The organism is Bradyrhizobium sp. WSM4872 (genome assembly GCF_055811715.1).
On the sequence record NZ_JBVVPT010000005.1, the window covers coordinates 250,116 to 265,111 of the forward strand.

16 protein-coding genes are annotated in these 14,996 nt (G+C 63.7%); 8 read left to right on the plus strand and 8 right to left on the minus strand.

The genetic code is table 11. The features are described from left to right. Positions 1–20 precede the first annotated feature (20 nt). Positions 21–617, minus strand: a complete 597-nt coding sequence (locus AC0L3C_RS10175) for a redoxin domain-containing protein (protein ID WP_473407846.1) — start codon at positions 615–617, stop codon at positions 21–23. Positions 618–632: 15 nt separating this feature from the next. Continuing rightward, on the minus strand, positions 633–2,390 hold the full coding sequence (locus AC0L3C_RS10180; protein WP_473407847.1) for an MOSC domain-containing protein: 1,758 nt from the start codon (positions 2,388–2,390) through the stop codon (positions 633–635). A gap of 169 nt (positions 2,391–2,559) precedes the next feature. Here AC0L3C_RS10180 and AC0L3C_RS10185 point away from each other — a divergent pair, with 169 nt between their 5' ends. The 5 genes from AC0L3C_RS10185 to AC0L3C_RS10205 all read left to right on the plus strand — a co-directional run bounded on the left by AC0L3C_RS10185 (position 2,560) and on the right by AC0L3C_RS10205 (position 5,303). Next, on the plus strand, positions 2,560–2,940 hold the full coding sequence (locus AC0L3C_RS10185) for a nuclear transport factor 2 family protein (RefSeq protein WP_473407848.1): 381 nt from the start codon (positions 2,560–2,562) through the stop codon (positions 2,938–2,940). Between the two features lie 274 nt (positions 2,941–3,214). After that, positions 3,215–3,688, plus strand: a complete 474-nt coding sequence (locus AC0L3C_RS10190; RefSeq protein ID WP_473257760.1) for a TerB family tellurite resistance protein — start codon at positions 3,215–3,217, stop codon at positions 3,686–3,688. A gap of 2 nt (positions 3,689–3,690) precedes the next feature. Then, positions 3,691–4,053 (plus strand): hypothetical protein, encoded by a 363-nt coding sequence (locus AC0L3C_RS10195; protein ID WP_473407849.1) that lies wholly within the window; start codon positions 3,691–3,693, stop codon positions 4,051–4,053. After that, positions 4,050–4,685, plus strand: a complete 636-nt coding sequence (locus AC0L3C_RS10200; protein WP_473278281.1) for a TerC family protein — start codon at positions 4,050–4,052, stop codon at positions 4,683–4,685. Before AC0L3C_RS10195 ends, AC0L3C_RS10200 begins: the two co-directional genes overlap by 4 nt. Before the next feature lie 33 nt (positions 4,686–4,718). After that, positions 4,719–5,303 (plus strand): TIGR00645 family protein, encoded by a 585-nt coding sequence (locus AC0L3C_RS10205; protein WP_473257748.1) that lies wholly within the window; start codon positions 4,719–4,721, stop codon positions 5,301–5,303. Positions 5,304–5,342: 39 nt separating this feature from the next. On the opposite strand, the gene AC0L3C_RS10210 is transcribed toward AC0L3C_RS10205, so the two are convergent. Both AC0L3C_RS10210 and AC0L3C_RS10215 read right to left on the minus strand, forming a co-directional pair. Then, on the minus strand, positions 5,343–6,290 hold the full coding sequence (locus AC0L3C_RS10210; RefSeq protein WP_473407850.1) for a helix-turn-helix domain-containing protein: 948 nt from the start codon (positions 6,288–6,290) through the stop codon (positions 5,343–5,345). 95 nt (positions 6,291–6,385) lie between these two features. After that, positions 6,386–7,324, minus strand: a complete 939-nt coding sequence (locus AC0L3C_RS10215) for a LysR family transcriptional regulator (protein WP_473278283.1) — start codon at positions 7,322–7,324, stop codon at positions 6,386–6,388. Positions 7,325–7,481: 157 nt separating this feature from the next. On the opposite strand from AC0L3C_RS10215, the gene AC0L3C_RS10220 reads away from it, so the two are divergent. Beyond that, entirely contained in the window at positions 7,482–8,057 is a 576-nt protein-coding gene (locus tag AC0L3C_RS10220; RefSeq protein ID WP_473278284.1) for a hypothetical protein, read from the plus strand. A 33-nt stretch (positions 8,058–8,090) separates the two neighbouring features. Here AC0L3C_RS10220 and AC0L3C_RS10225 read toward each other — a convergent pair whose 3' ends face one another. Beyond that, the gene (locus AC0L3C_RS10225) at positions 8,091–9,173 is read right to left on the minus strand and encodes a substrate-binding domain-containing protein (RefSeq protein WP_473278285.1); all 1,083 of its coding nucleotides are present in this window, start codon (positions 9,171–9,173) and stop codon (positions 8,091–8,093) included. Between the two features lie 112 nt (positions 9,174–9,285). Here AC0L3C_RS10225 and AC0L3C_RS10230 point away from each other — a divergent pair, with 112 nt between their 5' ends. Both AC0L3C_RS10230 and AC0L3C_RS10235 read left to right on the plus strand, forming a co-directional pair. Continuing rightward, positions 9,286–10,770, plus strand: a complete 1,485-nt coding sequence (locus AC0L3C_RS10230) for an aldehyde dehydrogenase family protein (RefSeq protein ID WP_473407875.1) — start codon at positions 9,286–9,288, stop codon at positions 10,768–10,770. A 186-nt stretch (positions 10,771–10,956) separates the two neighbouring features. Further along, a complete protein-coding gene (locus AC0L3C_RS10235) occupies positions 10,957–11,220 on the plus strand; it encodes a hypothetical protein (RefSeq protein ID WP_473257734.1) in 264 nt (87 codons plus the stop codon). Between the two features lie 115 nt (positions 11,221–11,335). Here the strand turns inward: AC0L3C_RS10235 and AC0L3C_RS10240 are convergent, their stop codons facing one another. From AC0L3C_RS10240 to AC0L3C_RS10250, 3 genes are all read right to left on the minus strand, one after another. After that, a complete protein-coding gene (locus AC0L3C_RS10240) occupies positions 11,336–11,764 on the minus strand; it encodes an SgcJ/EcaC family oxidoreductase (RefSeq protein WP_473278287.1) in 429 nt (142 codons plus the stop codon). 230 nt (positions 11,765–11,994) lie between these two features. Next, the gene (locus AC0L3C_RS10245) at positions 11,995–13,803 is read right to left on the minus strand and encodes an adenylate/guanylate cyclase domain-containing protein (protein WP_473407851.1); all 1,809 of its coding nucleotides are present in this window, start codon (positions 13,801–13,803) and stop codon (positions 11,995–11,997) included. 136 nt (positions 13,804–13,939) lie between these two features. Continuing rightward, a complete protein-coding gene (locus AC0L3C_RS10250) occupies positions 13,940–14,836 on the minus strand; it encodes an alpha/beta hydrolase family protein (protein WP_473278289.1) in 897 nt (298 codons plus the stop codon). Between the last annotated feature and the right edge of the window lie 160 nt (positions 14,837–14,996).

Below are 14,996 nucleotides of genomic sequence, written 5' to 3' on the forward strand. Positions count from 1 at the left end.
GACCATGTCGGAATGTGGTTCTAATCCCGTTCGCCGAGAGTTTCGACGTAAGCCTTGCCGTAGGGATGAAAATGCTCCTTGCGGCCCTGGTCCCACAGGGCCCTGAGGCCGGGCGCCGTGATGTCCCAATCAGGCCGGCACTTCACGCCGACTGCCCTGAGGTCCTGGCGGAGTTCTTCGACGGTTGGACGGCCGAAAAACCAGTAGCCGTTGTAGATCTTGTGAATGACAAGGCCGGGCTCGAGCACGATCACGTGCGGAATCATCGGATTGTGGACGGGGTCGGTGTATTCGGCAATGTCGAGATCCTTCTGAACGAGGCGCCGCGAATCCGAGAGGAAGGGCCAGTGCGCTCCGACGCCGCTGCGATATTCGCTGGTCTGGGTGATGTTGTCGGTCGTGATCGTGACCATCCGGCAATAGCCCACCTCCATCTCGCGATGGAGCTGCAGCAAGCCTTCGGCCTGGCGGCGATCCTTCGGACAGAATCCGCCGCGGCCGAGCACGAGCACCATGGGGTCACCCCCCTGCAGCTCGGAGAGCTTTCGATGCTTGCCGGTGTGGTCGCTGAGTTCGTAATCCGGGAAGGTTACTCCCGGCATCATGTCAGGTCGCATTACGCTCTCCCGGTTTTACAGATCAATCACGACGTCGTTTCGCGGCCGCGCGCAGCAGATCAGGACATTGCCGTCCGCCGGCGGATCGAGCGGATCCGGCGCATAGTCGACCGTCCCCGCGATCAATCCGCTCTCGCAATTGTGGCAGACGCCGGTCCGGCACGACCAGCGCACGGGGACGTCGCACGCCTCGGCCAATTCCAGCAGGCTGGCGTAGGCCGGTGCCCAGCACACGTTGAGGCCACTGCGGGCGAACGAAACCATCGGGCCGGGGCCGGGTGCGCCGACCGGCGAGTGCGCTCGCTTCTGGGGGGAGGGCGCTATGCCGGGCGTCAAGGATGGTCCGGCGCCGAACAATTCGGTGTGGACGCGATCCGGTGCGATACCCAACGTGGTGAGGCCAGCTTTCAGATCGCTCATGAAAGCTGCCGGTCCGCACAGATAGAAATCGCCGTCACGCGGCACGCTCAGAGTCTGGAGCAGGCGTGCGTCGAGATGTCCGACTGTATCGAACTCCACGTTGAGACGATCGTCCGGGTCAGGCGCGCTGTAGCAGATATGGCTATGGTGACGAGAGAGCCCACCTAGCAACTCGCGCGCCTCGGCGGCGAACGCATGTTCGCGGCCGTTGCGGGTGCCGTGCAGCCACCAGACGTCGCGAGTCGTCGCTTCCGCGGCGAGCGCGTGGAGCATCGCGAGCACCGGGGTGACGCCGATACCGGCGCTCAGCAGGACGACGGGCCGGGTGCCCGGTCGTAGCGTGAAACTGCCGCGTGGTGCACCGAGCTGCACGGCAGCGCCGTCCACCAGCTCGTCAGCAATGTAACGGCTGGCGGCGCCGTGCGCTTCGCGCTTGATGCTGACGCGATAGGACGCGGCATCGGCGCCGCTCGAGAGCGAATAGCTGCGCGTCATTGCCTGCGCAGTGGAAGGTTCGAGCCTGATGACGACGAACTGACCGGGCAGAGCGACCGCCACCGGATGTCCGTCGACGGGTTCGAGAATCAGCGACGTCACGTTGCCGCTTTCCGCGATCTTGCGCGCCACGCGAAAGGAGCGGAACCCGCGCCAGGCCGGAGGAGGGCTCGCCGCCGGCCCAAGCCCGGCGTTTCCCGCGGCCTTGTTATCCTTCTGCTGCTCGAGCAGCGCCTCGAATGAACGGTGCCACCCGCGGCTCAGCGCGGGAATCCGCAGCGCGCGCTCCAGGCGTTCGCGCGGATGCGGCGGCAGGTAAAGCAGCGCATTGATCTCGAACACGCTCATGCGCTCGGGTCCCGCGGCGATCTGTGTGATCTCGTCACCGGCCTCGACGTCGCCTTCCTCGATCACACGAAAATAGAATCCGGGCCGGCCGTGCCTGACGAGCAGCGCAGCCATGTCCGGCTCGTCCATGCGAATGCCGAGCCGGTAGCAGGTGACGCGCGGCTGCGTCACTTCGAACAGGGCAGAGCCGATCCTGTAGCGGTCTCCGATGCACACGCCGGTGTCGGCGAGGCCCTCGACCGTAAAGTTCTCGCCGAACTGGCCATGAACGAGGTTCGATCGACCCAGATGCTCCTGCCAGTACCGATAGGATTCGTCCTGATAAACGAATACGGCACGATGTTCGCCGCCATGTCCGGCCGTGTCGCCCTGGCCGTCGCCCTCGATGTTGAGCCGGCGCACCCTGCGCGGGCCTGTGACCTGCGCCTTCCAGATGCCGGTGTGGACGGCCCGACCCTGCCAGGCGATGTCGCGCGGCAGGCCGACATTGACCGAAAGCAGACGTGTCATTGCGTGTTCCCGATCTGGCTGCGTGGTTCTGCCATCATCCTTGCATCCGGATGGGGTTTTTGGCTCGTTAGTCGTTGTTAGAGGTTGCGAGCAAGCCTTGCCACCGGCGGCCTTGAGGCCAATCTGAAATGGCGTAACGAGAACGCAGTCGCGACAACGGGAGATCACGATGGATGATCAGGGCAAGCTGGCCGCGCTCCAGCGCCATTGGGACGCTTCGGACGCGAACGATTTCGAGGCCGAGCACGACATCTATCGCGAGGACGCGGTGCTCGACTATCCGCAATCCGGCGAACGCATCCGCGGTCGCAGCAATATCCAGCAGAGCCGATTCGTGCAGCCGAACAAGAAGCGCTTCACGGTTCGGCGGATCGTCGGCGGTAACGATCTCTGGGTGAGCGAATTCGTGCTGACTTATGACGGGGTGCCGTCTTACGTCGTGAGCATCATGGAATTTCGCGACGGCCTGGTGGCGCACGAGACGCAGTATTTCGGCGACAGGTTCGAGCCGTCGCCCTCGCGGGCGCATCTTGTCGAGCGGGCGGGATAACACCGGCTCGGTCGCAACACGGAACCCGATGCGGCGGCTGGTCGCAGTCGCGTCGCCTTGATTCCGACAGTCCCATCTTTATGTGTGGAAGGAACAAGAATCCGGGCCCCTCTGGCGAGGACGCCGACGCTGTCGGCAAACCTCGTGATGTCGGATGACCTGTCCCGCGCGAATGCGATGGATCGGCCGATCGTCGGGCCTTCTTGAGAGTCTCTCCGACCCAATCGTCCCCATCGCAGCTCCGTGCGGTATTTCGCAAGATAAGGGAGCAACGATGTCCGACGCCAAGCATTCAAATCCGATCGAAATCGAGATCACCGAGCCGTCGAGCCTGAACGAGCAGGCGGCGGTGGCGCTGGTGATCGTCGGCGCGCTGGTTGCCGTCGCCGACCGGCAAGTTTCGTCGGTCGAACGCGACGAGGTGGTCCGTTTCATCCGGGATCGCAAGCTGGCACCGCACATCTCGGACGACCGGCTCTACGCGATGTTCGACGAGCTTGCCGAACGACTCGAGGAACCGGATTTCGCCAATGTGGTGATCGAGAATTTGCGTCCGGTTTCGGACCTGCCGCTGTCGGCTCATTTGATGGAGCTGTCGGAGCGCGTCGCGGCCGCGGACGAGGACGTGCATCCCCACGAAGTGCAGGCGATCAACCTGTTGCGCCTGCTGACTCTGGTGCTGCCCCGCGCAAAGCAGGTGACACCAGATGCAGTGCGCGCCGAACAGCGCATCGCCGCCGAGGAGTAAGCATGAGCGTAGTTTCGGACGAGGATAAGACAGGGACTGCGGGCGCCACCGGCCAGATGGCCGGCGGCGACCCGCGCCTCGACAAGCTTGTCCGTCGCCTGCCGCCGCGCGTGGGTGACACCGTCACCTATCTGCTCAAGCCGTCCAGCCGCTGGGTGAGAATCCCCTCGGGCGCGCTGCTGATTGTCGGTGGCGTGCTCTCCTTCCTGCCGGTGCTCGGCCTCTGGATGCTCCCGCTCGGCCTCGCTTTGCTCGCGGAAGACGTGCCCGCGCTGCGATCCTCGCGCGGCAAGGTTCTGGATTGGGTCGAGCGGAAGAAGCCGCAATGGCTCGATCCGTCCGTACCGAAAAATGACCAATCATGACTGAATTCATCACCACCGAAGCGCTGACCGCGCTGTTTCAGGTCGTCCTGATCGACCTGGTGCTCGCCGGCGACAATGCCGTCGTCATCGGCCTTGCCGCAGCCGGCCTGCCGGCCGAGCAGCGCCGGCGCGCCATCGTCGTCGGCATCATCGCCGCCACCGCCTTGCGCATCGTCTTTGCCGGCGTCGCGACCCAGCTTCTGCAGGTGATCGGCCTCTTGCTCGCCGGCGGCGTGCTGCTGCTCTGGGTCTGCTGGAAGATGTGGCGGGAGCTGCGCGAGCAGTCCGCGCACGCGAACGAGCTCGCGTTCAGCCATGGCAGCAGCAGCGCTGCGCCTGCCTCCCAAAAGACTTTCAGACAGGCGGCGGTGCAGATCGTCGCCGCCGACGTCTCGATGTCGCTCGACAACGTGCTCGCGGTCGCGGGCGCTGCGCGCGAGCATCCCTACATCCTCGCCTTCGGCCTGCTGTTGTCGGTCGCGCTGATGGGCGTCGCCGCCGATTTGCTCGGCCGCGTGCTCCAGAAGCAGCGCTGGATCGGCTATGTCGGCCTCGCCATCATCGTTTACGTCGCCTTCGAGATGATCTATCGCGGATCGCTCGAGCTCGCGCCTGTGATCGCGAGTCTCTGAGGCAACGCGCCTGTCCATCATCCGGAGTGATCAATGACGTCCGAATCCAAAGCACCTTCGGCGGTTTCCGTGCGGGCACCGCAAATCGGCCCGTTTGCCCAACTCATCTTTGGCTCTCGCTGGCTGCAGGTCCCGCTTTATGTCGGCCTGATCGTCGCGCAGGCTGTCTATGTGCTCTTGTTCCTGAAGGAGCTCTGGCACCTGGTCGTGCACTCGTTCGACGCCAGCGAGCAGCAGATCATGCTGGTCGTGCTCGGGCTGATCGACGTCGTGATGATCTCGAACCTGCTGGTGATGGTGATCGTCGGCGGTTACGAGACCTTCGTCTCGCGCCTGAACCTCAGCGGTCATCCGGACGAGCCGGAATGGCTCAGCCACGTCAACGCCAGCGTGCTCAAGATCAAGCTTGCGATGGCGATCATCGGCATCTCCTCGATCTCGCTGCTCAGGACCTTCATCGAGGCGGGCAATCTCGGCACGACGCGCAGCAATTTCACCGAGAGCGGCGTGATGTGGCAGGTGCTGATCCATCTGACCTTCATCATCTCCGCGATCGGCATCGCCTGGGTCGACCGCCTCAGCGAGGGGGGCCAGCGCAAGGGAGCCGGCCACGGCTGAGCGTGACAGACGCGGCCGCTCAAACGCCGAAGGCTGCGCTCAGGGACGTCGGCTCTGCGCCAGCGTCTCGGAGGGTGCCTCGCCGAACGCCAATCTGTAGCCGCGCGAGAACTCACCAAGATGCCAGAAGCCGTTGCCGAGCGCTGCGGCCTTGACGCTCATGCCGCCGCCTCCGATCATGAGCTGGATGCGGGCGGACCACAGCCGCTTGAGGCGTAGATAGTGGTGCAGGCTGACGCCGTGCACCGCGTGCGCGGCGGTCTGGAGCGTACGCACGGATACGCCGAGCGCAGAGGCCAGGTCGTCACTGTAGAGTGCCTTGCTGCCGGACCACATGACCATTTCGTCGAGGCGCGCGATCAGCTTGCGGTGCTTGGCGAACGATCCGCGTCGCGCGGTCAGCCCGCCGGCCGGCGCTATGGCGTCGTCGAGGCAGGCGAGCAGCGTCTCCTGGATGGGTCGGTTGAGCGCCTCGAATTGGCGGGGATCGTTGCACGCCGAGGCGAGTGAGAACATCTCCAGGATAGCGGCGCGCAATCGCACCATCGGATGGTCCTGTGCGCGAACATATGCGAGGCCCGTGTCGAAATCCGTCCAGCCGCGATGACGCATGTCCGAGTTGAAGCGCAGCATCAGGTAAGTGTTGGGATGATGCTCGATCGCGTCGACGGGGGCTTTGCCGCGCATGATGGCAATGGTCGAATTGTCGACCTCGCGGCCGTTGGAGGTGGAGTGAAACGTGAGGGGGACAACGAGGCCGACACCATTGTCCGTGCCGATCTCGGCCTCAAACCGCCGTGCAAAGGAGCGCTGGAGCACGAACAGCCCATCCTGGAGCGGCAGGATGGCGCGAGATAGCGAGAATTCGCGCGGGCGGAGCGGCGTGCTGATGCCGAGGCCGAGCACCTCGTTGGCGCGAAACTCGGCGAAATCCGAGAAGCGCTCGATGCCGAGGACTCGCGAAGGCTTCAGCCGACATAGCGGCATTTCGGGATCCTGGCGTGAGGGATGAGCCGCAAAATACAAACGGTATCAGATGGTCGTCCATCGGCCCTATCCCGGGAAACTACTGCGACGCTTGATCACGCAACTTGCGGGTAGGCCGCGTTTTCCTGCCGCTCGCGCTCGCCCAGTTCGCGCACCAGCTCCTGGAGGAAGGATTCCGTGTGGGCGGGCAGGGTGCGCTCGGCGCGAACGTAGATGCCGAGATCTGACCACACTGGACTCCCGGCGTTGTCGAGCGGCAGGAAGACGAGCTGGCTATCGCGCGACAGCCTGCTGATACCGAGCTGGGTCTGGAAGGCGACGCCGACGCCGCGCGCGGCGAGCTCGCGCATCAGGTCGATCGAGTTGGCCTGGATGGCAGGCTCCGGCGTCTCGGAGAGCTGCGCGATCAGCGGCTGGAGCAGATGATAGATCGACAGCTCCGGCAGCGCGTGGATGACGGGAAAGGCGAGACATTGGGTTAGCGTGACCGTCTTGCCGCGCGCCAGCGGATGCTCGCGCGCGACGACCGCGCCGAGGCGAAATCGTTTCAGGGCGACCTGGCGCAGGTCCGGCGGATGGCGCAGCGCCATGGCGATGCCGATGTCGGCCTCGCCGCGGCTCAGGGCCTCCAGCACATCCGACGATCCCTTCACCTCGGTGGTGAAGCTGACGCGCCGGGCGCGGCCACGATGGGAGGCGATCAGGTCCGGCAGCACCGACTCCGTGAGCGACTCGATGCAGGCAATGCTGACGGTGCCGTGCCACGTCCCCGACAGGGACGCGACGTCCGAGCGGAAGCGGTCGAGGTCCTGGAGCACGTTCATGACGTGCCGGGCCAACATCTCGCCGACCGTCGTCAGCGTCAGGCCGCGCGCATTGCGCTCGAACAAAGGTGACCCAACCTCTTGTTCAAGCTTGAGAATCTGGCGGCTTACGGCCGACGAGGCAACGTTCAGCAAACGCGCCGCGGCCCGAATCGAACCGGTGCGGCGTACGGCGTGGAAGTACTGGATGGCCGGTGAGTGAAAGCGCATGGGACCCCCGGCCGGACTATAGCTGTTGCTGAAACGGCATCAACATGCACGAAATTTTGTGCTTTTCGAGCGCGTTCCTCCCACCTAGGTTCCCGCCCGGCTCGGCCGGTCCCGCGGACCGTCATGCCATGCGCAACGAGGCGCCAGGGGATCCAGGGTGGACGAGAACATTGTTTGCGAGGTCGCGCCGGATAGGCGTCTGGTCGATCGCCGTCGCGCGGCGGCCTATGTCGGCGTGACCGCCGGACGCTTCGAGCAGCTGGTGCGCGACAGCGTCGTGCCACCGCCTGTCATGGTGGACAACAAGCGGCGCTGGCCGCTCGCGTTGCTCGACGTGGCGAAGGACGCGGTTGTCAGCAGCAGCATGCCGTGCCGGCCGCAGGTGACGGTCGAGATCGCGCAGGACGCACGCCCCTGCGAACGGACCCCGGCACCGGCCTCGCACGAACTGCCGGACCAGGCTTGGTTCGAGCAGCGCGCGCGGTTCGTTCAGCGCGTGCGCCGGTCGCTGCTGTCGGGCAACGAGATACGTCTCTTGCGCGAGTTCAAACTGCTCAGGCAGAACCAGCTCAGCATGTTCGGCTACTACGGCAGCTTCGAAGCGCTGATGGTGCGCGGCTACATCGTCGAGCTCGCGCGAAAGCCGCCGTCGAGCCGTCCGCTGGTGACGTATCGCCTGACCGCGCAGGGCGAGCAGGTTATGTCGGCGCTGAAGGACGAGCCGCCGATCTGACCGGCGCGGACAAGGCGACGGCATCCTTCGGCATCATCGCACGGCGTGCATCTCCAGAAACGCTTTCACGCCGGTGACGGTGCCGGTGTCCGACGGCACATAACCCGGCAGGGTGGCGACGACCGCGCGAAAATCGGCGCTGCGGATGATCTCCAGGATGCGCTGCATCGGCCCGGTGTCCAGGAACGCGCGCTTGCAGACAAAGAAATAATCCTCGGTCAGGAGCCGGATGAAATCGAGGCCGAAATGGCGCGCAGCCGCCTCGACGCCAAAACTCGCGTCCGCCATGCCGCTCGCGACATAAGCCGCGACCGCGGCGTGGGTGAATTCGATCTGCTGCGCGCCGTTGATGCGGCTCTCGTCAATTCCGCTTGCCGCGAGCAGTTGGTCGAACAGAAGCCGCGTGCCGGAATCGTGGTCGCGGTTGACGAAACGGACTTTTGGTCCGGTGAGATCATCAAGCGAAGCGATGCGCAGCGGATTGCCGCGCGCGACCATCAATCCCATTTCGCGTGTGACGAAGCTGATAATTCGATCCTCGCGCGGATCGAGCCATTCGCGCGCAGCCTTGATGCCCTGGGCGCGCAGGGCGCCGTGCGGTAGGTGCAGGCCGGAGAGATCGCAGGCGCCCTGCGCCAGCGAGACCAGCGAATGCTGGTTGCTGACATAGCGCAGATCGACGCCGATGCCCGGCTCGCGGTCGAGGAATTCGCGCAGTTTTGCGACCGCAAAGCCGTGGCTGGCATGCACGCGGATCACCGACGGGCGCTGCTCGAGGAACGGTTTGATCTCGCTCGCCAGTTCCTGCGCCAGATTCTCGAGCTGAGGTCCCAGCCGAGCCTGCATGCGCTCGCCCGCCCACACCAGCCGCTCGCCGAAGGGCGTGAGTTTCGAACCTTTGCCGCGCTGCGTTTCCACGAGCGGCGTGCCTAAGAACTCCGACCATTGCTCGATCAGATTCCAGACATGGCGATAGGAGAGGTGCGCGTCCTTGGCCGCGCTGGTGATCTTCCCCGTTCTCCTGATCTCGTTGAGGACACCGAGCATGATGATGGCGGTGCGCGGATTGCCCTCGCGCCGAAACCGCCATACGGCCTCGATCTCGATCTGAAGCATTGGTCTTCCTTATGAATTGTACTTCATATGCTGGCCGTCCACTCGCAATTCGTATCATATTTACTCCCGTCTCTGTGCGCCTAGTCTGGCATACCAGAACTGGAGAAATATGATGTCTGTTGCATATGACTTTGCACACTCGCCGGCCACCGAGTTCATGTCCCGGCCACAGCATCTGCTGATCGACGGCCGCCGCGTCCCCGCAAGCTCCGGGCGCACCTTCAAGTCGCTCAGCCCGGCCACTGGGCAGGTCATCGCCGTCGTCGCCGAAGGCAACGAGGCCGATGTGGAGCATGCGGTCGCCGCCGCGCGCCGGGCTTTCGAAGGCCCATGGCGCACGATGCGGGCGTCCGAGCGCGGCCAGATCCTGCTGCGCTGGGCTGACCTGCTCAAGGCTCACGCAGAGGAGATCATCGAGCTCGAGTCGATCGATGCGGGCAAGCCGATCGCCGCGACATCGCGGCAGGATTTTCCGGCCGCCGTCGACACGCTGATTTACTACGCCGGTTGGGCCGACAAGATCAGCGGCGACGTCGTGCCCGTGCGCGATGATGCCCTGACCTACACCGTGCGCGAGCCGGTCGGCGTGGTCGCCGCGATCGTGCCGTGGAATTTCCCGCTGATGATCGGGATGTGGAAGCTCGCGCCGGCGCTGGCCTGCGGCTGCACCATCGTGATGAAGCCGGCCGAGCTGACTTCGCTGTCGGCGCTGCGGATCGCCGAACTCGCGCTGGAGGCCGGCCTGCCGGCGGGCGTCTTCAACGTCGTTACCGGCCCCGGCCGCGTCGTCGGCGACGCTCTGGTCAATCACCCCGACGTCGACAAGGTCACTTTCACCGGCTCTCCCGGTGTGGGGCGGGGAATCATGAAGAGCGCCGCAAGCAATTTCAAGCGCGTCTCGCTCGAGCTGGGCGGCAAGTCGGCCAACGTCATTTTCGACGATGCCGATCTCGAAGCCGCATCGAAAGCTGCGGCTTCCGGCATCTTCTTCAATGCCGGCCAAGTCTGCTCGGCCGGCTCCCGCGTGCTGGTGCAGGACAAGGCCTATGACGAGGTCGTCGAGCGGATCGCTGCGCGCGCAAAGTCGCTCAGGATCGGCGACCCGCTCGATCGCAGGACGACGCTCGGCCCGGTCATATCCGAGAAGCAGATGAAATCGGTCGTCGATTATGTCGAGATCGGCCGGAAGGAGGGCGCGACCCTCGTCACCGGTGGCGAGAAGGTGGGCGATCGCGGCTACTTCATCAGCCCGGCGGTGTTCGCGAATGTCGCGCACGAGATGCGGATCTCACAGGAGGAGATCTTTGGCCCCGTCGTCAGCGTCATCAAGTTCAAGGATGAAGCCGATGCTTTGCGGATTGCCAACGGCACGGCTTACAGCCTCGCCGCTGGCGTCTGGAGCCGCGACATCGGCAAGCTGCAGCGCTTCGCCAAGCGGGCGCGCGCGGGCACGGTCTGGATGAACACCTATGGCTATACCGACGTGCGTCTGCCCTGGGGCGGCGAGCGCGACTCCGGCCTCGGCCGCGAGCACGGCACCGCCGCGCTCGACAATTTCACCGAGCCCAAGGCTGTCTGGATGAATTTGGTCGTCTGATACCTCCCGAGCGACCAAACCTGGAGCCCGCCAGATCACCCGGTCGGCGGGCTCTTTTTTCGAGATCGATAAAATTGTCTGCATTCTGCTCAGCTGCGGCAAACCCTGCGGACAAGAACTGTGCGGCCTTAAACCCCGGCTTTGGAACCGGCGTGCATCCTGCCTGCAACAGGGTGGGGCATCAGCATGTCAGTTCTCAGGGAGGTCGTCGTCGCGGTCGCGGGAGTCTACGCACTTCTGTTCGCGTGCGACGCAATGTTCGGGATCGGCGAGGCGCGCTTCGACGAAGCCTATTACAGCGCCAGCTTCTACGCGCCGCGGCCGATGGAGTTTCGTTTCGCCGGCGATACGCCGCCGGCCGTCCGCGTCAGCGAGGCGTTTGCGCAATTCGCGCCGGGCGAAGTCAAGCTGAACAAGCGCTACTCGTCGCTGACGACGATCATTCGCTAGGGCGCACACTCATCGTTCCGACTGCCCCGGCAGAAGGCCGGGGACGGCGAGATTTCGAGGCTGGAGCTGTCAGCGAGCGCGTCCGCATCAGCAACAGACTGGTCTCGCCCCTAGCTCATTTTGGGGCGGGCGAGCCGTGATGCTGAGCAATCAACCATCGGCCGTCTACCTTCACCATCGCGAGCGTCAAACGGTAGGGGACCACGGTGCCGTCCTTGAGAATGAAATTCGCAAAGCCCGAGCTAAGTAGGACGTCTGGCACCACAGCGACGGCTTGTTGGTCTCCCATCTTTACCTGGATGCCAGGAGGGAGCTTACTAAAGTAGGCACGCACGCCCGATGGCCCTGAGAAGAGTTGGGCAACCGACCCGAAAAGCGTTGCATCGCTGGTATAGAGAGCAACGAACTTGTCTGCATCGCCCGAATTGTAGACCTGCTCCCACTGCGTTCTGACCGCAGCGGCGTCTTCGTTTGGTCCGGCCTTCGCAAGTTGCGGCAAAGAAAAACCAACGATAATCAGAAAAGTTGCCAATAGCCTCTGCATATAGATGCTCCAAAATATTCGGTAACGGCACGGGGCTACGATTCCGCCGCGTGCACCTCTGTCAGAAGTTGTAGTTCATTCATCGGGCAATATTTGCATGTTACTGCCAATGTCGGAGATGGGTCAATCGCGGCGGTTCGCTCCCAGGCCAGTGACGTCCCGCTTACGCCGGACTCCGCACCACATCACCGATACGACGGGCCGTGAATGGAAATCGGTCAACTGCTTCCTCAATCCTCCAAACCGGCTTTACGAAGGCCGTCCAGCATGAGGGCGTGATCTTCCGGCCGAAACCACGGTGGCCGCTGACGGACCTGAAACTCGAAGGATGCTGGTGAAATTGCGATTGCTTTCTGCAGCGCATCGTCGGCTTCAGCAGTTCGACCGAGTTGACCGAGAGCTGCGGCAAGCCAGCGGTAGGGGGAAGGGAAGTCGGGGAATGTTCGGATCGCGCGCTCCGCCGCCCCGACTGTGGCGGTGTAGTCCCGGCAAAAATAGTGAGCCAATGCGACCTGGTTCAAGCGATTCACCAGCGATGGGTCGCGAGGGTCCAGCCGAATACACGTCTCGAGGGCGGCGAGCCCCACTTTCGGACAGCCGGAATACGCGAGAATGACGCCCAGCGCTCCGTGAGCCGGTGCCAGATTCGGGCAGAGTTCCAGCGCACGCTCGGCCTGCGCACGCGCTCCGCCGTGATCGCCCCGAGCGTTGAGCGCCAGCGCCAGGCGTGAATGAGCGTCTGCGTTGCCGCGGTCCAGAGCGACAGCGCGTCGCGCCAATTCTTCTTCTTCGACTTGTGTTCCTTTCGACCGACTGAGCACGGTGGAGAGCCCGATATATCCGGGCGCGAACATTGGATCGAGATCTATGGCCCGCCGAAAGAATTCTCCGGCAACTGCATCATCCTCGGTGCTCGCCTTGCCCAGATGCCACATCCCACGCTGGTAGGCACCCCAGGCATCGAGACTTGCGGGTGTCTTCCGCATTGCCCGCTGTTGCTCGGCGCCGGCAATGACCGGCGCGATGGCGATGGTCGTGGATTGCGCGATGTCATCCTGTACGGAGAAGATGTCCGCAATATCGCGGTCGTAGCGTTCTGCCCAGACATGATTGCCTGTCTCTGCTTCGACAAGCTGCGCGGTGACTCTGACGCGGTTGCCGGATTTTCGCAGGCCGCCCTCAAGCACATAGCGAACGCCCAATTCGCGCCCGACTTGTTTCACGTCTGCCGCACGTCCCTTGAAGGAAAACGACGAATTGCGGGCGATGACGAACAGTGAGGAATATCGCGACAATGCCGTGATGACATCCTCCGCGATTCCGTCGGCGAAGAACTCTTGGTCCGGGTCGGAACTCATGTTCTGGAACGGCAGCACCGCGATGGATGGCTTGTCCGGAAGCGCCAGCGGTCGCGCAATTTCAGGCGCTTGTCCTGGCTTTGAAGCTGCCGAGGAATTCGCATCGACAAGGAGGCGCCATGCATGCATCGGTTCGGCGATATTGTTGAGTGCTTGCAGACCCATATCGTCGTAGGCGACGTCTATCTTGCCGCGAATCTGCCGACGAGCATCGTCGGAGATACAGATGCCGCCGGGGTCGGCTATCCCTTCAAGGCGCGCGGCGATGTTGACGCCATCGCCGAAGATGTCGTTATCATCAATGATAATATCGCCGATGTGGATGCCGATCCGAAAGTCGATCCTCATTGCCGGGGAGACGTCGGCGTTCTGCGCCGCCATTCCGCGCTGGACTTCGACCGCACTGCGCGCCGCGTCCACCGCACTCGCAAACTCGACCAGCATGCCGTCGCCGGTGGTCTTGACGATGCGGCCACGATGCGCAGCAATCGTGGGATCGACAACGATCTTTCGAGCTGCCTTCAGCCGCGCCAGCGTGCCTTCCTCGTCAGCGCCCATGAGACGGCTGTAACCGGCGACATCCGCAGCCAATACCGCTACAAGTCGTCGTTCCACACGTTCGCCGGTCAAAATGGCCTCTAACAAAATGGCCTCTAAAATGTGATATTTGGCCCGGCGCATCAAAGCACGCAGAGCTGCTTTCGGCTAGCGCCGACGTTTGTCCGGGGTCACAAGACGAAATGCCGGATCATTGTGCGCAGGTCTGCTTTACCCGTGGAAGCAGTATGTGTCGGTCCACGCCTTTCGTGCTCTATTCTCATTCCCCCTGGATCCATTCCGCGACGCCACGCCACAGCGTGTCACGGTGGTCGGGGCGGAAGAAGCCGAAATGGCCGATCGCCTTGGCGCCGACGTCGGACGGCTTCACGTTGAGCACCTCCGGCTTGATTGCGGTGAATCCGCTCGCAAGCAGCTCGACCGCGGGCCGCGTCGCCCAGGGATCGTCGGAGAAGCAGAGTGTGCGCAGCTCGCCCTTGAACTTGGCGAAATTCTCCAGCGCCGGCAGCTTTGAATCGAAGAGATAACGGGGGCTCGAGACCCACTCGGCCCATTGCAGGAAGACGCCCTTGGGCAGATCCTCGCCGATGCCGGCCCAGCCCGGGGCGTAACCGAGCGCGTGGACGAGCGGCACGCCGACAAAATTCATGAAGGCGAAGACGCGGTATTTTTCCGGCGACGTCATCAGCCGCCAGGTCGCCGCCTGCGAGGCCACGAACGCGGCGCGCGAAATGTCCGTGTTGTTCGCGATCAGCCCGAGCGCCTGGCCGCCGAAGGAATGCCCGACATAGGCCAAGGGCAGGGTATTGTAGCGATCGCGCATCCAGTGCACTGCGGCGGTGACGTCGAGCGCGGCCCAGTCCGACATTGACGCCTTGAAGCCGACCAGCGATTTCGGCTGGTTGTAGCCGACCATCGCCGGCAGCCGGGAGTCGCCGATGCCGCGATAGTCGTAGGTCAGGACCGCGCAGCCGCGATGGGCGAGATAGGAGGCAAAGCCGCGATAGATTTTTCGCGGGACGGCGGTCGCCGAATTGACCAACACGGCATGACGTTTGGTGCCGCGCGGCAGGAATAGCGTGCCGGCCAGCGCATACCCGTCGGTCGCCGGGAAGCTGATCTCGTCGATGAAAACGTCGTCCCGTGCCACGTCCATGGGCAGAAGGTATCCTGCCAGTTTCCTCGCCGTTTCCCAGCAAATGCGAATTTGGCTTTCCCCGCAAGGCTTTGCAGTGCCAAACGGATTTACAACTGGCGGCCGGTGGCCAGCCTGTGTATAAGGCGACCCTCGCAACCCACAGATCAGGTTGTGCTTT